This window comes from Nitrincola sp. (genome assembly GCF_048264025.1).
Lineage (GTDB): Bacteria > Pseudomonadota > Gammaproteobacteria > Pseudomonadales > Balneatricaceae > Nitrincola.
This window is the reverse complement of record NZ_JBLXDN010000008.1, coordinates 79,173-101,281: the sequence shown is the minus strand read 5'-3', so window position 1 is coordinate 101,281 and position 22,109 is coordinate 79,173. Positions and strand designations below refer to the sequence as shown.

The following is a 22,109-nucleotide window of genomic DNA, read 5'->3' as shown; positions in this document are numbered from 1 at the left end:
AGGCTCACGTGTCTGCACCCCTTCGTATCGCAATGGTAGCCGGTGAGGCATCGGGAGACATTCTCGGTGCCGGGCTGCTTGCTGAACTGAAACGGCGCTTTCCTGATCTTCAGGCTGAAGGCATAGGTGGCGAGTTGATGCAGGCCGAGGGCTTCCATAGTCTGTTCCCGATGGAACGATTGTCAGTGATGGGCTTAACAGAAGTACTTGGGCGTTTGCCTGAGTTGCTGGGTATCCGGCGTCAGTTGGTTCAGCGTTGGCGGGCAGCACCGCCGGATCTGGTGATCGGCATAGATGCCCCCGATTTTACCTTGAGACTGGAGCGCAAGCTGCATGATGCCGGTATTAATACCGTGCATTATGTCAGTCCATCCGTCTGGGCCTGGCGCCGCAAACGGGTTGAAGGCATCAAACGCAGCACCGATTTGATGCTGACCCTGTTTCCCTTTGAAGCAGACTTTTACCGCGATAACCAGCAGCGGGTAGCGTTTGTTGGTCACCCCTTGGCCGATCAGTTTCCCTTGGAGCCGGATACTCAGGCGGCACGTCAAGCCTTGGGTGTGACTGAGGATGCCTGTATCATTGCACTGTTACCTGGGAGTCGTGGTGGCGAAGTGGGGCGTTTGGCACCGCCGTTCCTGCAGGCCGCTAGATTACTGTATAGTCGTCGACCCGAGGTTGAATTCCTGATTCCAGCGGCCAATCAGGCGCGCTTTGATAGCCTGCAACGCTTGATACAAACAGAATTTTCGGATCTGCCCGTACGTTTGGTATTAAAGCAATCGGATCAAGTGATGACCGCCAGCAACGCCATTCTGATTGCTTCGGGTACGGCAACACTTGAAGCCTTGTTCTGCAAAAAACCCATGGTGGTCGCTTATAAAATGGCACCTCTTACCTACCGTATTATTTCATCCCTGGTAAAAAGTCGTTGGATTTCACTGCCGAATTTGTTGGCACAAGATACGCTGGTGCCAGAAATACTGCAGGATGCCGTCACACCTGAGCGTTTGTGTGATGAGCTGGAGTACTGGTTATCAGACTCCGAGGCTTGCCTGCAACTCACGACGGCTTATACACAAATACATCAAAGCTTACGAGGTGGTGCCAGTCAGCGAGCCGCTGATGCGGTGGAAGCATTGCTACGCGATAAACAGGTATTGCTATGACCGAGTCGATGCTATGGGTTGCCGGCGTTGATGAAGTCGGACGTGGGCCTTTGGTTGGCCAGGTGGTGGCCGCCGCGGTGGTATTGGATCCACTCAATCCGATTGATGGCTTGAAAGATTCAAAAAAACTCTCTGAAAAGCGTCGTAACGCCCTCTATGAGCAAATTTGTGAGCGAGCGTTAGGCTATGCCATTGCCAGCGCGTCAGTGCAGGAAATCGATCAACTGAACATATTGCATGCCAGTATGCTGGCGATGCAACGTGCGGTGCTGGCGTTGTCCTGTCAGGTAGATCGGGTGCTGGTGGATGGCAATCGCTGCCCTGAGTTGCCTATGCCTTCTGAAGCGATAGTCGGTGGTGATGCCAGTCATGCCTGTATCAGTGCGGCATCAATTTTGGCCAAGGTAACCCGTGATCGGCAGATGGTTGAGTTGCATCTGCAGTATCCTGGCTATGGGTTCAATCGTCACAAGGGCTATCCCACACGGGAGCATTTACAGGCATTGCAGCGCCTGGGTCCACTGCTAGAACACCGGCGCAGCTTCAGGCCGGTTCGTGAAATCCTTGAAGGAGCTGATTGATATGACCGCCGATACCTTTGTACACCTGCGTGTGCACAGTGAATTTTCACTTTACGACGGCTTGGTTAAGGTCAAAAAGCTGGTGGCTGCGGCGGCAAAACAAGGGATGCCTGCTGTTGCCTTAACCGACCAGACTAACCTGTTTGCACTGATCAAATTTTACAAGGCGGCGTTAGCTGAAGGGGTAAAGCCCATTTGTGGTGTGGACCTCTGGTTGGCTCATCCTGAGGATGATAGCGCCGAGCCCTCGCGTCTGACACTCTTGGTTCGTAATGGCCGAGGCTATAAAAACCTGATGGAACTGGTATCGCGTGCCTATGCGGAAGGCCAGTCATTGCAGGATGACCGAGCTTTAGTGCGGCGTGAGTGGGTCAAGGAGAAGGCCGAGGGTTTGATTGCCTTGTCTGGGGCGTCACGTGGTGAAGTGGGTCGGGCCCTGCTGGAAGGGCATGCGGAACAGGCCATGGAGTTACTGCAGGAGTGGATGGCAGTATTTCCCGAGGCCTTCTATCTGGAAATACAACGTACCGGGCGTGCCAGTGATGAAGAACTGGTTCATGCCAGTGCCGAGTTGGCCAGTCAAACTGGCTGCCCGCTGGTGGCCACCAACGAAGTCATGTTCCTGTATGCCGAAGACTTTGATGCGCATGAGGCACGGGTGTGCATCAACCAGAGTCGTACCCTGGCTGACCCTTCGCGTCCACGTGATTACTCGGAACAACAATATTTTCGCAGTAGTCAGGAAATGGCGGAGTTGTTTGCTGATCTGCCATCGGCAATCAGTAACAGTGTCGCCATTGCTCGACGTTGTAACATTGAAATAGAGCTGGGGACCTACTATCTGCCGGAATATCCCATCCCTGAGGGGATGACGATGGATGAGTTCTTCCGCAAAGTGTCCTCTGATGGCCTGGCGTTTCGCTTAGAAACTATTTTGGATCCGGCGGCTCCAGACTATGCCGCCCAGCGCCAAATTTATGATGAACGCCTGACGTTTGAGCTGGATATTATTATTCAGATGGGCTTTCCCGGTTACTTCCTGATCGTCATGGACTTCATCCAGTGGGCCAAGGATAACGATATTCCGGTAGGTCCTGGCAGGGGATCGGGTGCGGGCTCACTGGTAGCCTATGCGCTGAAAATAACCGATCTGGATCCGCTCGAATATGACCTGCTGTTCGAGCGATTTCTAAATCCTGAACGTGTTTCCATGCCCGATTTCGATATCGACTTCTGCATGGATAACCGTGATCGGGTAATCGATTATGTTGCCGACCGTTATGGTCGTGATGCGGTATCGCAGATTATTACCTACGGTACCATGGCGGCGAAGGCGGTAGTGCGTGACGTTGCCCGAGTGCAGGGCAAACCGTTTGGTCTGGCGGATCGCTTGTCAAAAATGATTCCCTTTGAAGTGGGCATGACGCTGGGTAAAGCGATTGAGCAGGAGACGTTGCTCAAGGAGTTTATCGATGGCAGTGAAGAGGCGGCCGAGATCTGGGAGATGGCGCTCAAGCTGGAAGGCATTACCCGCAACGTAGGTAAGCATGCGGGCGGGGTCGTGATTGCGCCCACCCGCCTGACAGATTTTTCGGCGACCTATTGTGATGAGCAGGGGCAGGGCCTGGTCACTCAATATGATAAGAACGATGTGGAAGAAGCCGGTCTGGTTAAGTTTGACTTTTTGGGCTTGCGTACCCTGACGATTATTGATTGGGCCTTACGCACCATTAATCACTTGCGTCGGCGCAAAGGTGAGGAAGATCTCACCATTGAAAGTATCGACCTTGAAGATCCGCAGGTGTTTCAGATGTTGCAGCGGGCGGAAACTACCGCGGTGTTTCAGCTGGAATCCTCCGGCATGAAAGATCTGATCCGCCGCCTGCAACCCAGCCGTTTTGAAGATATTATCGCCCTGGTGGCACTGTTTCGTCCCGGACCTTTGCAGTCAGGCATGGTGGATGACTTTATCAACCGTAAGCATGGTCGGGCGCCCCTGGCCTGGCCACATCCGGATTACCAGCTCGATAGCCTGCAGCCGGTACTGGAACCAACCTATGGCATCATCCTGTATCAGGAACAGGTCATGCAGATTGCCCAGGTTATGGCGGGTTATTCACTGGGTGAAGCCGACTTGTTGCGTCGAGCAATGGGTAAAAAGAAAGCCGAAGAGATGGAAAAACAGCGGCAGTTCTTCCTGGATGGTTCCGTTAATCAGGGCATTGATGTCGGGCTTGCCGGGAGTATCTTTGATCTGGTAGAGAAGTTTGCCGGTTATGGTTTTAACAAATCGCACTCGGCGGCTTATGCCCTGGTGTCTTATCAGACCGCTTGGCTGAAGGCTTTCTATCCTGCGCCCTTTATGGCAGCGGTACTTTCTTCGGATATGCAGAACACCGATAAAGTGGTGATCTTCATTGAAGAGTGCCGGCAGATGAAACTGGTTGTGAATCTGCCTGATGTCAATGCCAGTGAGTTCATGTTTACCGTGAATGATGCCGGTGAAATAGTTTACGGTCTGGGCGCCGTTAAAGGTGTAGGTGAAGGGCCGGTCGAAGCGATTGTCAGTGCACGCCAGCAGGGCGGCGACTTTGTTGACCTGTTCGATTTTTGTGCCCGGGTGGGGGTTAAGCGCCTTAACAAGCGGGTGATGGAAGCCTTGGTACGCAGCGGTGCGCTGGATAAACTCGGCGCCAGACGCGCGGTGCTCTGGCAGGCGATTGGTGCGGCGTTGCAGACCGCTGATCAGGCGGCCCGGAATGCCGATGCCGGCATGCTCGATCTGTTTGGTGAAGTGGTAGAAGAGACAACGACCGATCCTTACGCTGACTTTATTCAGGTGCGCGACTGGACTGATAAAGAGCGGCTACTGGGCGAAAAAGAAACCCTCGGCCTGTATGTAACAGGACATCCGATCGACGAGTATGAGCCTGAATTATCCCGCCTGGTGAGTCGCAAGCTGGTAGATATTCAGCCACAGCGTGGACGCTCCCAGAAAATGGCTGGATTAGTCGTGGATCTGCGTATCAAGAAAACCAAGAAGGGCGATAACCTGTGCATCCTGACGCTGGATGATCGCAGCGCACGCATGGAAATCACCCTGTTTGGTGATACCTATGAGGCCTCGCGGCATCTGATCAATAAAGATGTGGTATTGGTGATCGAGGGTGAGGTGGCCCCGGATGATTATAATGGCGGCGTGCGTGTGCGCGGTCAGAGTGTTATGAATGTGACCCAGGCTCGGGCTCGCCATGCGAGTCGGCTGGAAATTAGTTGTGATCAGTCTTCGTTGACTGCTGCCCGGCTGCGACAACTCAGTGACTGTCTGACCAGCACCCGCCAGGCGACAGAGAAGCTCCCCCTGGCTTTACGTTTTCGCCGTGCCGATGCAGAAGGGGATCTTCTACTGGGCGAAGCCTGGCACTCGGAACCCTCCGATGATCAGATTATTGCCCTGAAAGAGATCTTTGGTAATCCGGCAGTACGTCTGGTTTGGCCTGACAACTGAGCGGTTTAGATTGTATTAGATAGTTCCTGAATTCAGGGTTGACATGTTGAAGTTGCATTGATAGCTTCAATGAAGGGATATGTATTAAATATTTAATGGATAAAATAATGCCACGTGCTCAGTGCATAACTGCATTGCCTTCTAATTAGGGGGTGATTGTCGATGTTTTTTACATACATTTATCGACATGGTTGGCGTTATACCTCCTTGGCTTTTTCTAATTTCTTACTGTGGCTTTCAGTGCTTCTTCAGTTGGGAGGACTGATGGTATTGGGGTCATCACGATCTGTTTACAGTCAACTCAGTGCTGAAATGGGGTATGAGGAAGGTACTCTAATGGGATCGCTGCTCCTGGAGCAACTTTTAGGGGGGGTAGGGTTATGGAGTTTTGCTTTGATCGCATTTATTGTTCTAGTAAAAGAATTTGTTGGGTTGGCTTTACTGCGAAGACTTAAGATTAATGGGGTGCTTTTTCTTATTTGTCTTGGACTAGTGGCTTACGTAATCACCATGCTTTATTACCTGCCAATTCAATAACATTTTCAATCCTGATTCTGAAGCAAGCCAAATTGAGCGGATGCTGATCATAGATATGGGCGCCCTTGACGGGGCGCTTCGTCACTGCAGCACGCCTCTTAGTTATAGCCTTCGGTATGGCGGTGTTTCATGTGGGGGGGCATTTTGGTTTTGGTGCTACTGATGCTATCCAGACTGGTGAACGGCTCGTTCAGCAGGTAGAATCCCACTATAAATAAATTTTAATTTTTGAATAACGCAGAACTGGAAGCACATGAATCCCAACTATCTCGATTTTGAACAGCCAATTGCAGAGCTGGAAGCCAAAATCAATGAGCTACGCCATGTCGGTGCTGGTAATGCAGATCTGAATCTGTCTGATGAGATCAATAATCTGCAGGAAAAAAGTAACCGTCAGACACGTTCAATCTTCAGCGATTTGAGTGCATGGCAAATATCACAAATCTCCCGTCATCCGCAGCGTCCTTATACGCTGGATTACCTGGCTTTAGCGTTTGATGATTTTGATGAGATACATGGTGATCGTCATTTTGCGGATGATCCGGCCATCGTCGGCGGAGTAGCGCGCTTGGATGGCGTTCCCGTGGTGGTTATCGGTCATCAGAAAGGTCGGGAAGTTAAAGAAAAAGTACGGCGTAACTTTGGTATGCCACGACCTGAAGGTTACCGCAAGGCCTTGCGGATCATGGAGATGGCTGAACGTTTCAGTTTACCAGTGCTGACTTTTATCGACACCCCCGGCGCTTACCCTGGTATTGATGCGGAAGAGCGTGGCCAGTCGGAAGCTATCGCGTTTAACCTGGCCAAAATGTCTCAGTTGAAAACTCCGATTATCTCTACCGTCATCGGTGAGGGCGGATCGGGTGGTGCGCTGGCTATCGGTGTTTGTGATGAGTTGCTGATGCTGCAATATGGTACTTATTCGGTGATTTCGCCGGAAGGCTGTGCCTCCATTTTGTGGAAAAGCGCCGAACGGGCTCCTGACGCGGCCAAAGCCATGGGGATCAACTCTCAGCGTCTGCATGAGCTGGGGCTGGTGGACCGGGTGATTCCGGAGCCTCTGGGTGGTGCTCATCGTAATCCAACGGATATGGCGGCTAGCCTGAAAGTTCAGTTGCAGGAATCACTGGAGCGACTCACGCAGATGGATACGGATACTTTGGTAGAGCGTCGTTATAAGCGCTTGATGTCTTACGGAATCGGCTCGGTCTGAGTCGCACTTTGCACCGGGTATGAAGGATCCTGTCGCTTTATTGGCTCGCTTACCCGGTCGCTTCCCTGATGCCAAACGCTGGTTGATTGCTTACAGTGGTGGGCTGGACTCTCAGGTCTTGCTTGCTGCGGCGGCTGACGCCTTGCCTCAATCTCAGCTATTAGCTGTTCATGTTCATCATGGTTTGCAAGCCGCCGGGGATGACTGGGCAGCCAGTTGCCAGCGTCATTCGAACGAACTAAACATCGATTTTCAGTTGTGTCGAGTGGCTCCGCAGAGCAGCTCTGAAGCAGCTGCACGGGATGCACGTTACCAGGCTTTTTCTACCCTGATGCAGCCAGGTGATGTGTTGTTGATGGCGCATCATGCCAATGATCAGGCCGAAACTCTTCTTTATCGATTGATCCGTGGAGCCGGAGTGGCTGGCTTGTCGGCCATGCCGGTGGAGCGCTCGTTGGGTCAGGGTCGGCTGGTACGTCCTTTGCTGTCACTGACACGTAATGAGTTGGAAGGCTGGGCTAAACAGCGTGAACTTCGCTGGGTTGAAGACCCATCCAATACTGTGCAGCAGTATGCACGTAACTATCTGCGCCATACGGTAATGCCTGCGATTACACAGCGCTGGCCTGGGGCTGTTAGCCGGTTTGTAGAAACCGCAGGCTTTATGGCTGAAGCCCGCGAACTGCTTGATGTTCTGGCAGAACAGGACGCGGCCTCTTGCCTGGAAGCGCCGGAAGTACTTCAGTTACCTGTATTGTCTCAGTTGTCAGACGCGCGCCAGAATAATCTGTTGCGTTATTGGCTGCACAGTCACCAGTGGGTGCTGGGGGGGGAGTCCTTGCGTCAACTGCGCTGTCAGTTCCTTCAGGGTAAGGCTAATCCTGAGCGCTTGTTGCAGCTACAACCGGATCTGCAGTTACGCACCTACCGGGAGCGGCTGTTCCTGTGGCGTCCTTCCTTGCTGTCTGCTTCCTTAATAGCAGGACCGCTGACCTTGCAACCAGGTGATAGAATTTCGCTCGCAGGTGGTGTTCTGCAGGTTGAAGGCAGCACATCTGCTGATAGCTGTACTCTGCAACTGAAATACCGTCAGGGTGGTGAACGTCTTCGCCCTGCTAATCGGGGTGTGGGTATTAGCTTATCTCAGCTTTTTCAAGAGGTTGGTGTGCCTCCCTGGCTAAGAGATAGCTGGCCGCTGCTGTGTGATGATAGTGGCATACTGGTGGTGCCAGGCATCTGCGAAGATCAGCGCTGGCAGGGCAAATCAAATCTATCTTGCCTCTGGCAACCTTTTGGATTGTCTGGGGAGCCATTTTTTTGTTAGTATGCAATACCATCTTGACCCCTCCTAAAATCACGACTTTTACAGGTTTCGCATGACGCGCTATATATTCGTCACAGGCGGTGTAGTGTCCTCACTGGGCAAAGGTATTGCCTCAGCTTCACTGGCAGCCATTCTTGAGGCCCGCGGCCTTAAGGTCACTATGCTTAAGCTCGATCCATACATCAATGTGGATCCGGGTACCATGAGTCCTTTTCAGCATGGAGAGGTTTTTGTTACCGATGATGGTGCCGAAACAGATCTTGATCTGGGGCACTATGAGCGATACATCCGCACGACTATGAATCGGCGGAATAACTTTACCACCGGTCGTGTTTATCAGCACGTGCTGCGCAAAGAGCGTCGTGGTGACTACCTTGGTGGCACAGTGCAGGTGATTCCTCACATTACCGATGAGATCAAACGACGTGTCATTGAAGGTGCCAGTGGTGCCGAAGTGGCCTTGGTCGAAATTGGTGGCACTGTGGGTGATATTGAATCCCTGCCGTTCCTTGAAGCCGTTCGTCAGTTGCGCATCGAAGTAGGTGCCAATAATGCGCTGTTTATGCATCTGACCCTGGTGCCTTACATTGCTACAGCGGGTGAAACCAAAACCAAACCCTCTCAGCACTCGGTAAAAGAATTGCGTTCCATCGGTATCCAACCGGATATTCTGGTGTGCCGTTCCGAACAGCCTTTACCGTCCTCTGCGCGGCGCAAGCTGGCGATGTTCACTAATGTGGAAGAGCGTGCGGTGATCTCCTTGCCCGATGCTCAGTCCATCTATTCAATCCCGCGTATGTTGTTTGAGCAGGCGCTAGACGAAATCGTTACCGATCGTTTTCGTATTGACTGCCCACCGGCCGATCTGCAGGAATGGGATAGAGTCTCTGATTGCTTCCTGAATCCGGATGGCGAAGTGCGTATTGCCATGGTCGGTAAGTATATGGAGCTGCTGGATGCATATAAATCGCTGATAGAGGCGATTACACATGCCGGTATCGCGCTGCGTAAAAAAGTACGTATCGACTATATAGATTCAGAAAAAGTTGAGCGTGAAGGCACCGGTATCCTAGAAAATGTTTCCGCCATACTTGTACCCGGTGGATTCGGTGAGCGTGGCGTTGAAGGCAAAATTATAGCGGCCCGTTATGCGCGTGAGAACAAGGTGCCTTACCTGGGTATCTGTCTGGGTATGCAGGTTGCCGTAATTGAGTATGCGCGTAACGTTGCCGGGTTGGCAGAGGCCAACTCCACCGAGTTTGATAAAAAGTCCGCACACCCGGTGATCGGCTTGATTACCGAATGGGTTGATCTGGATGGCAATGTAGAGCAACGCAGTGATGACACTGACTTGGGTGGCACCATGCGCTTGGGTGCTCAGGTTTGTCATCTCACCGAAGGTTCACGTTCGGCGCAGGTCTATGGCGCAACGGAGATCAGAGAACGGCATCGGCATCGTTACGAAGTGAATAATCACTATGTTCCTCTGCTGGAGCAAGCCGGTCTGTTGATTGCAGGGCGTTCAGCCGATGGTGAGTTGGTCGAAGTGGTTGAGGTGCCCGATCATCCGTGGTTTGTAGCCTGCCAGTTTCATCCTGAGTTTACTTCTACCCCTCGTTACGGCCATGGTCTGTTCACTGGGTTTATTCAAGCGGCACTGGATTACTCAGTGCAGAACTGAAAGTTTTGTTACCTACTTAATCGGAGAGTAAAAGTTATGGCAAAGATTGCTGATATCAAAGCGCGTGAGGTTCTGGATTCGCGTGGCAACCCCACGGTTGAAGCCGACGTGATCCTGGAATCCGGTGTTGTCGGCAGCGCTTGTGCGCCTTCCGGTGCCTCTACCGGTTCCCGTGAAGCACTGGAGTTGCGTGATGGCGATAAATCACGTTATCTGGGCAAAGGCGTTTTGAAAGCAGTCGCCGCTGTAAATACTACCATCCGTCAGGCTCTGCTGGGTATGGATGTTACTGATCAACGTGCGCTGGATGGCAAGATGCTGGCGCTTGATGGTACGGCCAATAAGTCTGTACTGGGTGCTAACGCGATACTGGCTGTGTCCTTGGCCGCCGCTAAAGCGGCGGCTACAGCCAAAGGCATGCCGCTCTACGCCCATATTGCCGAGATCAATGGCACGCCGGGTCAGTACTCTATGCCCTTGCCGATGATGAATATCCTCAATGGCGGTGAGCATGCTGATAACAACGTGGATATTCAGGAATTCATGGTGCAGCCGGTTAACTTTACTAGCTTCAGTGAAGGTCTGCGTTGTGGTGTCGAAATTTTTCATGCACTCAAAGCGGTATTGAAAGCGCGCGGTTTGAACACGGCTGTTGGCGATGAAGGTGGTTTTGCGCCTAACCTGGGTTCCAACGAAGAAGCCCTGGTGGTGATTCGTGAAGCGGTGCAGCAAGCTGGCTACGAATTGGGTAAAGACGTTACCCTGGCACTGGATTGTGCCGCCTCTGAGTTTTACAAAGCCGGTCAGTATGATCTGGCGGGTGAAGGTCAGGTGTTTGATGCGGCCGGTTTTGCTGATTACCTGAAAATGCTGTCAGAAAAATATCCGATTGTGTCTATCGAAGATGGTATGGATGAGTCTGACTGGGCTGGCTGGGCTGATCTGACACGTAAAATCGGTGACAAGGTTCAACTGGTGGGTGATGATTTGTTTGTTACCAACACAGAAATCTTGCAAGAAGGTATTGAAAAAGGTATCGCCAACTCAATCCTGATCAAGTTTAACCAGATAGGCTCGCTGACTGAAACCCTGGACGCGATCCGTATGGCCAAAGACGCCGGTTACACAGCGGTTATTTCTCACCGCTCTGGCGAAACGGAAGATACCACGATTGCGGATCTGGCTGTCGGAACGGCTGCCGGTCAGATAAAAACCGGTTCACTTTGCCGCTCTGATCGTGTAGCCAAGTATAACCGTTTGTTGCGTATTGAAGCGGAGTTGGGTGATAAAGCAGTCTACAACGGCTTGTCTGAAATCAAAGGTCAGGCCTGATAGTTGTTGTCAGGCTGTCTGAAGGGGGGAGTACCCCCCTGTTTAGGCGGGTAACCTCGTGTTTCGTCTGTTAATTATAATCTTGTTGCTGATGTTGGCTGGGCTACAGTACCGGCTTTGGCTCGGAGATCCCAACCTGCGTCAGGTTTGGCAACTGGAGCAGGCGATTTTGGAACAGCGTCGAGAAAATCAGCTTTTGGCTGAACGTAATCAGCGTCTTGAAGCGGAAGTGGCTGATCTTAAAGAAGGGGTGAAAGCCATTGAAGAGCGGGCGCGTAGTGAAATGGGGTTGATTCAGGAAGGTGAAACTTTTTACCGTCTGATTGAGCCGGATACCCGCCGGAGGCCTCAACCTTGAATCTTGTAGATCTGTTGCTCCGTCACCCGGATGCCTACTTATTGGGCGAGCCAACAGGTACTGCCGTTATTAGGCGCTGTGCCGAAGACTTTTGTGTTGAAGAAAATCTCGGCTTTGAACCGGACGGTGCGGGCGAACATCAATTTCTGTTCATTCGCAAGACGGGTGAGAACACTGATTGGGTTGCTCAGCAACTGGCTCGTTTTACCAAAACCCATCCCCGCGATATCGGCTATGCTGGCAAAAAAGACCGTCATGCTGTCACTGATCAGTGGTTTAGTGTGCGCCTTCCCTTGGGTGTGCAACTTGATTGGTCCGCTTTTGAAACTGACTCCATTCAGGTGCTCAGGCAAGCTCGCCATAGCCGTAAACTGAAAACTGGCGTGCTGCAAGGTAATCGTTTCAGTCTGCGCTTGCGTGATGTCAGTCATCCGGATGAGCTGCAGCAGCGCTTTGATCAGTTGAAAACATCCGGTGTACCTAACTATTTCGGCGAGCAGCGCTTCGGCCATAATTATGGCAATATCAGCAAAGGCGAATTGCTGATTGCCGGACAGTTACGTGATAAGAATCGTCAGAAGCGCGGTCTGTATATTTCAGCTCTGCGTTCAGCGTTATTTAATCAAGTGGTGTCTGCTCGGATTCAGCAGGGTGTCTGGAACAAGGTTGCCCCCGGCGATGTATTGATGCTTAATGCCAGTCAGAGCTGTTTTGTCTGCACTGATGAGGCCGAGTTAGATTGTCAATCACGCTTGCAGCAAGGCGATCTGCATTTGACTGCACCCCTCTGGGGTCAGGGTGGATTGATGACACAAGACGCCATGGCTGAATTCGAACAAGCGGTGGTGTCTCCCTGGCAAGACTGGTGTGCCGGATTGGAAGCTCTGGGGCTGAGACAAGAGCGTCGTGCCGCCAGGGTGCTGTTACAAGCACCGCTGTTGGAACAAGAATCGGATTCGGTCTGGCGGATCAGTTTTGGCTTGCCAGCGGGAGCCTTCGCAACCAGTCTGCTGCGTGAGCTCTGCCAACCAGAAAATGAAAAAGCGGTATCAGGCTGCTCTGCTGAAGTGGATGAGCAGCATCAAAGTGCTAATTAAAAAATACTGCCAGACAGTATTCAGAGAGAAGAGATGAAAATTTTAGTCTCCAATGATGATGGGGTATATGCACCGGGGCTGGCTATTCTTGCAGAAGCGCTGCGTCAGGATGCCGAGGCACTCTGTGTGGTTGCACCGGATCGTAATCGTAGTGGTGCCAGTAATTCCCTGACACTGGATCGCCCTTTGGAAACCTACCATCACACCAGTGGTTATTTCAGTATTAACGGAACCCCGACTGACTGCGTGCATTTAGGCCGTTCCGGTTTGTTTGTGGATGGTTTTGTGCCAGATATCGTGGTTTCCGGTATTAATGTCGGTGCCAACCTGGGTGATGATGTGCTTTATTCAGGCACTGTAGCGGCAGCCATGGAAGGGCGCACCTGCCGTTTACCTCCGATCGCTGTGTCGATGGACAGTTTTCACCCGAAGCATTTTGCTACAGCAGCTGAAATTGTTCGCAGTATTGTGGCTAAGCTGGAGTCTTTGGTGATTGCTCCGCGTACGGTACTCAATATCAATATACCAGATTTGCCGATGGATCAGATTCAGGGAATTCATGTCACTCGCTTAGGACATCGTTTGGCGGCCAACCTGCCGGTGGCAACCGAGGATCCACGCGGTAAAGTTCGTTACTGGATTGCAGGTGCCGGAGAGGTGGCCGATCGCGAACCTGGTACAGACTTTTATGCACTTGAACAGAAATGTGTTTCTGTGACACCTCTGCAAATCGACATGACCCACTATTCGGGCATGGATAATCTGGCTAGCTGGCTAGAGGCGCTGTGATGGATCTGGATCTTCAGGGGATCGGCATGACCTCGCGACGCACGCGTGAGCGCCTGATCACCCGTTTGCGTGAAAAAGGCATCGCCAATATGCGTGTTCTGGATACCATTCTGGCGACACCGCGGCACCTGTTTCTGGACGAAGCCCTGGCACATCGTGCCTACGAGGATACATCTCTTCCTATCGGTTTTAATCAAACCATTTCACAGCCTTACACAGTAGCCAGAATGACCGAAGCCTTACTGGCCGGCGGGCCGTTGCAGACAGTGCTTGAAGTGGGAACCGGGTCGGGCTACCAGACGGCGGTTCTGGCGCAGTTGGTGGAACAGCTATATAGTGTCGAGCGCATTCGTCCGCTGCAGGAAAAAGCCCGCAGTCGTCTGCAGCGGTTAAAACTCTACAATGTCATGTTGCGTCATAGTGATGGCGGCATGGGTTGGCCAGAAAAAGGCCCTTTCGATGGTATTCTGGTAACTGCTGCGCCGGCCGAGGTACCACCGGAATTACTTGAGCAGTTAGCCCCGGGTGGTCGTCTGGTTATACCGGTCGGAGGGGATCTGCAGCAATTGAAGCTGGTTATACGTCATGATGACGACAACTATACGACAGAAGTGCTCGAGGGGGCCAAGTTTGTGCCTCTGCTCAGTGGGCTGATACGCTGAAAGGATTAATATTTTAATGCAGCGAAGCAAAAAAGATTATGTGGTTTTAGCCGGTAAAGGCGTGCTGATGGGAGCCGCTGATGCCGTTCCGGGTGTATCAGGTGGCACGGTAGCCTTCATAACCGGTATTTACGAAGAGCTTATTCACAGTATTCGCCAATGTGGTCCAGATGCTTTAAAAATCTTGTTTACTCAGGGTTTCAAAGCCTTGTGGGCGCACATAAATGGGACTTTTCTGTTGATTTTGCTCAGCGGCATTGTATTCAGTCTGCTGACCCTGGCACGGGTGGTGCTCTATCTGCTGGATCAGCATCCTGTGTTGCTTTGGTCATTCTTTTTTGGTCTGATTCTGGCCTCTACCTGGAGTATCATGCGTCACACTGGGCGTTTGAGTCTGAATGTGCTGGCGGTCTTTATATTAGGCACTCTAGTGGCTCTGCAAATTACCTCCATGACACCGACTGTGACTGATCCCAGTTATCTGATGATCTTTATGTCTGGCATGGTTGCTATTTGTGCGATGATTTTACCCGGTATTTCCGGTAGTTTTATTCTGTTGTTATTAGGAATGTACGCCCCGGTGTTGATGGCCCTTAAAGGGTTGCAGCTGGATTTTATCGTGGTGTTTGTGTTGGGTTGTATTACCGGATTGCTAAGCTTCTCACGCATTTTGAGCTGGGCCTTTGCGCATTACCGTGTGCTGACTTTGTCGTTGCTGGGCGGTTTTATGCTGGGTTCGCTGAATATGGTCTGGCCTTGGAAGTATACCCTGTCGTACAGTATCAATGGGCAGGGAAACGAGGTACCACTGCAACAGAAAAATATTTTACCGGATACTTTTTACGCCCTGACCGGTCAGGATCCCTTGACGTTAGCCGCCATAGGTTTGATGTTCGTGGGTATGGTTTTAGTTCTGATACTGGACAGGCGCTGAACGGGAGATAACGTGAGCAGGGGCAGGATCAGTTTTATTGTTATGATACTGTCGCTGGGGCTGATACAGAGCTGCAGCACTGGGTATGCACCTGTTACCGAGCGCTCCATGGGGGCTCGCCAGGTCGGTGTGCCTGTGACCTCATCTCAACGTGCCAGCAACCGAGCGGCGCCCTTGCCCAATCCAGGCAGCTACAGGGTGCAGCGTGGTGACACACTTTACTCAATATCCTGGCGCTATGGCCTGGATTATCGTGAGGTGGCACGCTGGAATAATGTCAACGAGCGTTTCCAGATATACCCAGGCCAGCTGTTGAGTCTATCCCGCTCCGGTGGTACACCGGTTACCACTACAACTTCGCCAACAACTACTGTGCAGTCCACACCGGCATCACCTACTCAGCCAACTTCATCAAGTCAGTCAACAACACCGACACGTCAGGCAACTACCCCGAGTACATCTTCAACTACGCCCACGGCGGCAGTTGCCGGACAGCCTGTCTGGCGTTGGCCTGCGGAGGGTCAGATTATTCGCCGCTTCTCCGCTATAGAAGGGGGGAGTAAAGGCATTGATATTGCCGGTAAAGCAGGTGATTCTGTAGTCGCTGCGGCTGATGGGCGGGTTGTCTATGCTGGCAGTGGGCTGCTTGGCTACGGAAATCTGGTAATTATCAATCATAATCGGCAGTTTTTAAGTGCATACGCGCACAACAGTCGCATTTTGGTGAGTGAAAATGATATGGTTGAATCAGGTACGAAAATCGCCGAGATGGGGCAGACAGGTGCTGATCGTGTGCAGTTGCATTTTGAAATCCGGCGCGATGGAAAGCCCGTAGATCCATTAGCGTATCTTCCAAAACGATAACAAAAATACTGGATAATCCAGAGTCTTTACTGAAGGGTTAGCAGATGGTGTCAATGAACGATAGCGATAAAATTGACGATGAGTTCGCAATGGACTCGGATGATCTGGTCGATGAGCTCGATCAACAGGATGAGGAAGACAGTGACAATGAGGTCGATGAGTTCATGAATAGTAGCCGCGGACGGGGCAGTGCAACACATCAGGATCTGATGAATGCCAAAAGTCTTGATGCAACACAGATCTATTTGAATGAGATTGGATTCTCTCCACTCCTATCGGCTGAGGAGGAGGTCTATTTTTCCCGACTTGCACTCAAAGGAGATGATGCAGCCCGCAAACGCATGATTGAAAGTAATCTTCGCTTGGTAGTTAAGATTGCTCGACGCTATATCAACCGTGGTCTGACCCTGCTTGACTTGATTGAAGAAGGCAATCTGGGCCTGATTCGCGCCGTAGAGAAATTTGACCCTGAACGCGGCTTTCGCTTCTCGACCTATGCCACCTGGTGGATACGTCAGACCATTGAGCGCGCCATTATGAATCAGACACGTACCATCCGTTTGCCGATTCATGTGGTAAAAGAGCTGAACCTTTATCTGCGTGCTTCACGGCAATTGGCACAAAAACTTGATCATGAACCTACGGCTGAAGAGATAGCCGCGCTGGTCGAACGGCCTGTCGAAAGTGTGGAGCGCATGCTCGGTTTGAATGAGCGGGTAGCTTCTATTGATGTCCCGGGGGCCGGTGGCAGTGACAAACCCTTGTTGGATACGCTTGCCGATACCGAGGGTAGTGATCCGGAGTCGCTGCTACAAACTACCAATATCAGCGGTAATCTGAATCGCTGGCTGGATATGTTACCGGACAAACACGCTGAAGTGATTGCGAGACGCTTCGGTTTACGTGGTTACGAAATGAGCACGCTTGAGGAGGTCGGCAATGAAATTGGCCTGACACGAGAGCGTGTCAGGCAGATACAAGTTGAAGGCCTGAGAAAGCTACGCGAAATCGTAGAAAAAAATGGTTTGAATGGTGAAGACCTGTTGCAATAGCAATCAGGCTTCACCAACCAAGGCTTTCAATTCATAAACCAGATCCAGTGCCTGGCGTGGTGTTAAACTATCCGGGCACAGTTTTTTGAGCTTTTGCTCAGCGGGTCCTGGTTGTGCTGCAAACATATCCGGTTGCATCGGACCGGGTGTCAGCGGTTTTTCATGTTGACCTGGAACGGGTCGAGTATCCTGCTCCAACTGAATCAATTTTTCTCTTGCTCTGTGTATTACTGACTGAGGTACCCCAGCCAGTTGGGCAACCTGTAAGCCATAACTCTGATTGGCAGCACCCTCTCTGACTTCATGCATGAAAACGATCGAGTCCTGATGCTCCACAGCTGTGAGGTGGACATTGCGGATACCGCTGATACGTTCAGGCAGGGTTGTCAGCTCAAAGTAATGGGTTGCAAACAAAACCATGGCTTTGACTTCTGTGGCCAGATGTTCAGCGCAGGACCAGGCCAGGGAAAGTCCGTCAAAGGTGCTGGTTCCACGTCCGACTTCATCCATCAACACCAGGCTGTAGGGTGAAGCGTTATGCAGGATATTGGCAGTTTCATGCATCTCGACCATAAAGGTGGAGCGGCCACCGGCCAAGTCATCCGATGACCCCATGCGGGTGAATATCCGGTCAGTTAAGCCAATGCGGGCGGCTTCGGCGGGCACGTAGCTACCAATCTGTGCCAGCAGGGTAATCAGAGCGACCTGGCGCATATAGGTGGACTTACCACCCATGTTCGGACCGGTAATGATCAGCATGGGCTGCTCCTGGTGCAGATACAGATCATTAGCAACAAAGGGCGTGTCATTCACCTGTTCTACTACCGGATGACGACCCGCGGTAATTTCAATAACGGGATCCTGGGTTAACTGCGGGCGGCAATAATTCAAGGATTGAGCGCGTTCTGCTAAACAGCAGAGCAGATCAAGCTCTGCCAGTGCCGCTGCCGAGAGTTGCAGTGGACCTATCTGTTCGGCCAGTGTTTCCAGCAGCGCCTCATAGAGTTGTTTTTCCCGTGCTAATGCGCGCCCCTTGGCGCTGAGTGCCTTGTCTTCAAACTCTTTCAGCTCTGGTGTAATGAAGCGCTCGGCATTTTTCAGTGTCTGACGACGGATATAGTCAGCCGGTACGGTATCTGACTGGCTGCGACTGAGTTCAATATAGTAACCATGCACGCGGTTGTAACCGACCTTCAGTGATGCAATACCGGTGCGCTCACGTTCGCGCTTCTCCAGTTGCAGCAGGTAGTCACCCGCATGCTCGCTAAGGCCACGAAGTTCATCAAGCTCAGCATCATAACCGTTGGCAATCACACCGCCATCACGGATAACCACCGGTGGGCCATCAATGATGGCACGTTGAAGCAGTGCGGCCAAAGTTGGGAATTCGGCAATTTCAGTAGAGAGTTCCGCAATTCTGACCGCATCAACTGGCTGCATGGCGGCCTGTATAGTGGGTAGTGCCTGGAGAGCATCCCGCAGACGCTCCAGATCCCTTGGACGAGCGGAGCGTAGGGCAACACGTGACAGAATACGCTCGCAGTCACCGATGGGCTGAAGTGTTTCAGCCAGGCGTTCAAAACGATAGTCTTCCAATAGCCAGCGGATGGCATCCTGACGCTGTTGCAGGCGGCTAAGGTCTCGTAGGGGGCGGTGTAGCCAACGCTTCAGCAGCCGGCTCCCCATGGCCGTACGGGTACGATCCAAAACTGATGCCAAGGTGTTTTCGCGCCCACCACCGAGATTGGTGTCCAATTCAAGGTTTCGGCGTGTGGCGGCATCTAGTTGCAGTGTTTCACTGCGGTCTTCAACTTGCAAGCGGCGGATATGTGGCAAGCTGCTGCGCTGGGTATCACGGGCATATTGTAGCAGGCACCCGGCGGCACAAATCGCCAGTGGCAGGTGCGTACAACCAAATCCATCCAGATTGCTGACGTTAAATTGTTGGCATAACAGGCGTTCAGCCGTGCCTTGTTCGAAGTACCAGGGTGGCTGATGATGAACACCTTTACGCTGCAGCAGCTCTGGTGGCAGTGAGGTGGATTCATCGTATAGAATCTCAGCGGGTTGAAGTCGTTCAATTTCCGCGATCAGATCGGTTTCTGATTCTATCTGCAACAGGCTGAAGCGCCCGGAACTGAGGTCAAGTTGTGCCAGTCCTGATAGGTTGTTCTGACGCAGTACGGCAACCAGCAGGTTATCACTGGTGGCTTCAAGAAAGGCTTCGTCAGTCAACGTGCCGGGTGTGACAATGCGTGCAACCTGCCGGTCTACTGGCCCTTTGCTGGTGGCAGGATCCCCCACTTGCTCACAGACAACCACCGATACGCCCTGGCGTACCAGTCGGGCAATATAGCCCTCGGCTGCATGATAGGGTACGCCGGCCATAGGAATGGGTTTCCCACCTGACTTGCCGCGTGCTGTCAGCGATATATCCAGTAATTGAGCGGCACGCTTGGCGTCATCATAGAAAAGCTCGTAAAAGTCGCCCATGCGATAAAACAGCATCTGCTGTGGATGTTCAGCCTTAAGCCGGAGATACTGTTGCATCATTGGCGTGTGCTGAGATAAATCTTCCTTAGACATGATCACCTTATCTCTAATCGATCTCTTGTAAACCGCCCATAACAAGCTTTAGTGGTTGCCTAGGCTTGTTGGTTTCGACAGGGGTGATACGATACGGGATTTCGGGCGAATGTGGAACGAAGTGATACACTCTAAGTTATGTAGATGATGGGTAAACACAGGAAGCTATAAAAATGAGAGATCTCGCTCGGGAAGTTGGGCTGGCGCTGCTGAATCAAAACGCCAGAATGGTTACAGCCGAGTCTTGTACCGGAGGATGGGTTGCCGAGCTTCTAACGCAGATACCGGGTTCGTCGGCCTGGTTTGATTCAGGTTATGTCACCTATTCCAATCAGGCAAAACAGCGGATGCTGGGAGTGAGTGCTGAAACCCTGCTGGTGAAAGGCGCCGTGTCTGAGCCTGTGGTTGTACAAATGGCTGAGGGGGCAAGGCAGGATGCCGATGTTGATATCGCTGTGGCTATCAGTGGCGTTGCCGGGCCGGATGGTGGCAGTGAGCGTAAGCCGGTGGGGACTGTCTGGTTTGCCTGGGCCATCCGTGGCTATCCCACCGTAACCTGTTTGTCATTTTTCTCTGGCGACCGACAGGCCATTCGTGCGCAGGCGGTAGAGCAGGCGCTGAACGGTGTGTTAGCTTATCTGCCAGCACAGACTTGCATTCCTGAAAAAATATGAAATAATACTGTTCATGTATACAGTATTATCTGTAAAGCCCTAATGCTAAACCCAGAGGTTATAATTCAATGGACGAGAACAGAAAGAAAGCGCTTGATGCGGCACTGTCTCAAATAGAACGTCAGTTCGGTAAAGGCGCGGTAATGCGTATGGGGGATCATCCACGGGAAGCGATTCCAAGTGTTTCCACCGGCTCGCTTGGTCTTGATATAGCCTTGGGATTGGGTGGTTTGCCTTATGGTCGCGTTGTGGAAATTTATGGACCTGAGTCTTCAGGTAAAACAACGCTGACACTGCAGGTTATTGCACAAGCACAGAAGCAGGGTAAAACCTGTGCATTTGTGGATGCGGAACATGCGCTGGATCCCATCTATGCAGAAAAACTGGGCGTTGATGTTGATTCGCTGCTGGTTTCCCAGCCGGATACCGGTGAGCAAGCGCTGGAAATCACCGATATGCTGGTACGCTCAAATGCGGTGGATGTCATCGTCGTTGACTCAGTAGCGGCACTGACCCCCAAGGCTGAAATCGAAGGTGAAATGGGTGATTCTCATATGGGGCTGCAGGCGCGCTTGATGTCGCAGGCATTGCGCAAGATGACCTCTAATGTAAAAAATGCCAATACGCTGCTGATTTTTATCAACCAGATTCGCATGAAAATCGGGGTTATGTTCGGATCACCGGAAACGACAACCGGGGGCAATGCGTTGAAGTTTTATGCCTCTGTGCGGTTGGATATTCGCCGTATCGGTTCGGTAAAGCAGGGTGACGAGATCGTGGGCAATGAGACCCGGGTTAAAGTGGTTAAAAACAAGGTTGCACCTCCCTTTAAACAGGCTGAATTTCAGATCATGTATGGTAGTGGTATTTACCATATGGGCGAGGTTATTGACCTGGGTGTGAAAGAAGGGCTGGTGGACAAGTCTGGTGCCTGGTATGCCTACAAGGGTGACAAGATCGGACAGGGCAAGGCTAATGCCGCTAAATACCTGGAAGAGCACCCAGAGGTCGCGGATGAAATTGAATTAGAGATTCGCCACCGTCTACTGGCAACGTCCGTGAAGTCTGAAAAGGCTGAGGCCTCCGAGGAGCCGCAACTGGACTTATCTTGAAGTTTCGCTACACTGCCTTCTAGGAAGAATGCAGTTACTGCATCAGGCCTTTTCAGCCGCGTTGTGCTGAACATCCTTGCGCTGAAAGGCCGCTTGATGCAATCATCCTGCAACAGGATGTTGATTTTCTATGAAGCCGCTACTAGACCGACAAGCTCTTAAAAATAAAGTTATCGCTTTTTTGGCCCGGCGTGAGTATTCGCGGGCAGAGCTTGTCTTGCGTCTCAAATCCAAGTCTGAATCCCCTGATGTACTGGAAAATGTTCTCGACGAACTGGAGGCTTCTGGCTACCAGAGTGACCGGCGTTTTGCCGAGATGTTTATCCGCAATCGCCTAGGGCAGTGCTGGGGTGGCGAGCGGATCCGTTATGAGCTTCGGCAAAAAGGGATCTGTAAGTCGCTGACCTCTGAGTTATTACAGGAGCAATCACCTGACTGGGATTTGCTTGCACGAACTTTAGTCGAAAAACGTTTCGGTGAAACGCTGGCTGTTGATTTGAAGGAACAGGCTAAACGGCTTCGCTACCTTGTGAATCATGGCTTTAGCTATGATCAGGCTCAGCGTGCGCTTAAAACGGATTTGCCATGACAATGCAAGGAAAAACATCGTACATTTTATTGTTATTCTATATAATC

General features: G+C 51.7%; 19 protein-coding genes. 18 read left to right on the top strand and 1 reads right to left on the bottom strand.

All coding sequences use genetic code 11. The annotated features are described in order from the left end of the window. Positions 1 to 8: 8 nt before the first annotated feature. From lpxB to rpoS, 15 genes are all read left to right on the top strand, one after another. Positions 9 to 1,169, top strand: a complete 1,161-nt coding sequence (gene lpxB, locus ACN0R1_RS08300) for a lipid-A-disaccharide synthase (RefSeq protein WP_417581777.1) — start codon at positions 9 to 11, stop codon at positions 1,167 to 1,169. Then, entirely contained in the window at positions 1,166 to 1,750 is a 585-nt protein-coding gene (rnhB, locus tag ACN0R1_RS08295; RefSeq protein ID WP_417581775.1) for a ribonuclease HII, read from the top strand. Before lpxB ends, rnhB begins: the two co-directional genes overlap by 4 nt. A gap of 1 nt (position 1,751) precedes the next feature. Further along, positions 1,752 to 5,258 carry a DNA polymerase III subunit alpha gene (dnaE, locus tag ACN0R1_RS08290; protein WP_417581773.1) on the top strand — a complete coding sequence of 1,169 codons (3,507 nt, stop codon included), beginning with the start codon at positions 1,752 to 1,754 and terminating at the stop codon, positions 5,256 to 5,258. Positions 5,259 to 5,420: 162 nt separating this feature from the next. Next, positions 5,421 to 5,795 carry a hypothetical protein gene (locus ACN0R1_RS08285; RefSeq protein WP_417581771.1) on the top strand — a complete coding sequence of 125 codons (375 nt, stop codon included), beginning with the start codon at positions 5,421 to 5,423 and terminating at the stop codon, positions 5,793 to 5,795. Between the two features lie 253 nt (positions 5,796 to 6,048). After that, the gene (accA, locus tag ACN0R1_RS08280) at positions 6,049 to 7,008 is read left to right on the top strand and encodes an acetyl-CoA carboxylase carboxyl transferase subunit alpha (protein WP_417581769.1); all 960 of its coding nucleotides are present in this window, start codon (positions 6,049 to 6,051) and stop codon (positions 7,006 to 7,008) included. Between the two features lie 19 nt (positions 7,009 to 7,027). Continuing rightward, positions 7,028 to 8,332, top strand: coding sequence for a tRNA lysidine(34) synthetase TilS (gene tilS / locus ACN0R1_RS08275; protein WP_417581767.1), 1,305 nt, complete (start codon positions 7,028 to 7,030; stop codon positions 8,330 to 8,332). Between the two features lie 52 nt (positions 8,333 to 8,384). Beyond that, positions 8,385 to 10,013 (top strand): CTP synthase, encoded by a 1,629-nt coding sequence (locus tag ACN0R1_RS08270; RefSeq protein WP_417581765.1) that lies wholly within the window; start codon positions 8,385 to 8,387, stop codon positions 10,011 to 10,013. Positions 10,014 to 10,049: 36 nt separating this feature from the next. Further along, a complete protein-coding gene (gene eno / locus ACN0R1_RS08265) occupies positions 10,050 to 11,345 on the top strand; it encodes a phosphopyruvate hydratase (RefSeq protein ID WP_417581763.1) in 1,296 nt (431 codons plus the stop codon). A 58-nt stretch (positions 11,346 to 11,403) separates the two neighbouring features. Next, positions 11,404 to 11,703 carry a cell division protein FtsB gene (gene ftsB / locus ACN0R1_RS08260; RefSeq protein WP_417581761.1) on the top strand — a complete coding sequence of 100 codons (300 nt, stop codon included), beginning with the start codon at positions 11,404 to 11,406 and terminating at the stop codon, positions 11,701 to 11,703. Continuing rightward, on the top strand, positions 11,700 to 12,800 hold the full coding sequence (truD, locus tag ACN0R1_RS08255; protein WP_417581759.1) for a tRNA pseudouridine(13) synthase TruD: 1,101 nt from the start codon (positions 11,700 to 11,702) through the stop codon (positions 12,798 to 12,800). The genes ftsB and truD overlap by 4 nt, the downstream gene beginning before the upstream one ends. Positions 12,801 to 12,833: 33 nt before the next feature. After that, positions 12,834 to 13,589, top strand: a complete 756-nt coding sequence (surE, locus tag ACN0R1_RS08250) for a 5'/3'-nucleotidase SurE (RefSeq protein ID WP_417581757.1) — start codon at positions 12,834 to 12,836, stop codon at positions 13,587 to 13,589. After that, complete coding sequence (locus tag ACN0R1_RS08245; RefSeq protein WP_417581755.1) at positions 13,589 to 14,251, top strand: protein-L-isoaspartate(D-aspartate) O-methyltransferase; 663 nt, start codon at positions 13,589 to 13,591, stop codon at positions 14,249 to 14,251. Before surE ends, ACN0R1_RS08245 begins: the two co-directional genes overlap by 1 nt. Positions 14,252 to 14,267: 16 nt before the next feature. Further along, the gene (locus tag ACN0R1_RS08240; protein ID WP_417581753.1) at positions 14,268 to 15,185 is read left to right on the top strand and encodes a DUF368 domain-containing protein; all 918 of its coding nucleotides are present in this window, start codon (positions 14,268 to 14,270) and stop codon (positions 15,183 to 15,185) included. 42 nt (positions 15,186 to 15,227) lie between these two features. Beyond that, complete coding sequence (locus tag ACN0R1_RS08235) at positions 15,228 to 16,049, top strand: peptidoglycan DD-metalloendopeptidase family protein (RefSeq protein ID WP_417581751.1); 822 nt, start codon at positions 15,228 to 15,230, stop codon at positions 16,047 to 16,049. 53 nt (positions 16,050 to 16,102) lie between these two features. Next, entirely contained in the window at positions 16,103 to 17,101 is a 999-nt protein-coding gene (gene rpoS, locus ACN0R1_RS08230) for an RNA polymerase sigma factor RpoS (RefSeq protein WP_417581749.1), read from the top strand. A gap of 3 nt (positions 17,102 to 17,104) precedes the next feature. On the opposite strand, the gene mutS is transcribed toward rpoS, so the two are convergent. After that, positions 17,105 to 19,687, bottom strand: coding sequence for a DNA mismatch repair protein MutS (gene mutS, locus ACN0R1_RS08225; RefSeq protein WP_417581747.1), 2,583 nt, complete (start codon positions 19,685 to 19,687; stop codon positions 17,105 to 17,107). 173 nt (positions 19,688 to 19,860) lie between these two features. Here mutS and ACN0R1_RS08220 point away from each other — a divergent pair, with 173 nt between their 5' ends. From ACN0R1_RS08220 to ACN0R1_RS08210, 3 genes are all read left to right on the top strand, one after another. Continuing rightward, a complete protein-coding gene (locus tag ACN0R1_RS08220; RefSeq protein ID WP_417581745.1) occupies positions 19,861 to 20,361 on the top strand; it encodes a CinA family protein in 501 nt (166 codons plus the stop codon). 68 nt (positions 20,362 to 20,429) lie between these two features. Next, positions 20,430 to 21,473 carry a recombinase RecA gene (gene recA, locus ACN0R1_RS08215; protein WP_417581743.1) on the top strand — a complete coding sequence of 348 codons (1,044 nt, stop codon included), beginning with the start codon at positions 20,430 to 20,432 and terminating at the stop codon, positions 21,471 to 21,473. Positions 21,474 to 21,603: 130 nt separating this feature from the next. Continuing rightward, complete coding sequence (locus tag ACN0R1_RS08210) at positions 21,604 to 22,062, top strand: regulatory protein RecX (protein WP_417581741.1); 459 nt, start codon at positions 21,604 to 21,606, stop codon at positions 22,060 to 22,062. The last annotated feature ends 47 nt before the right edge of the window (positions 22,063 to 22,109 follow it).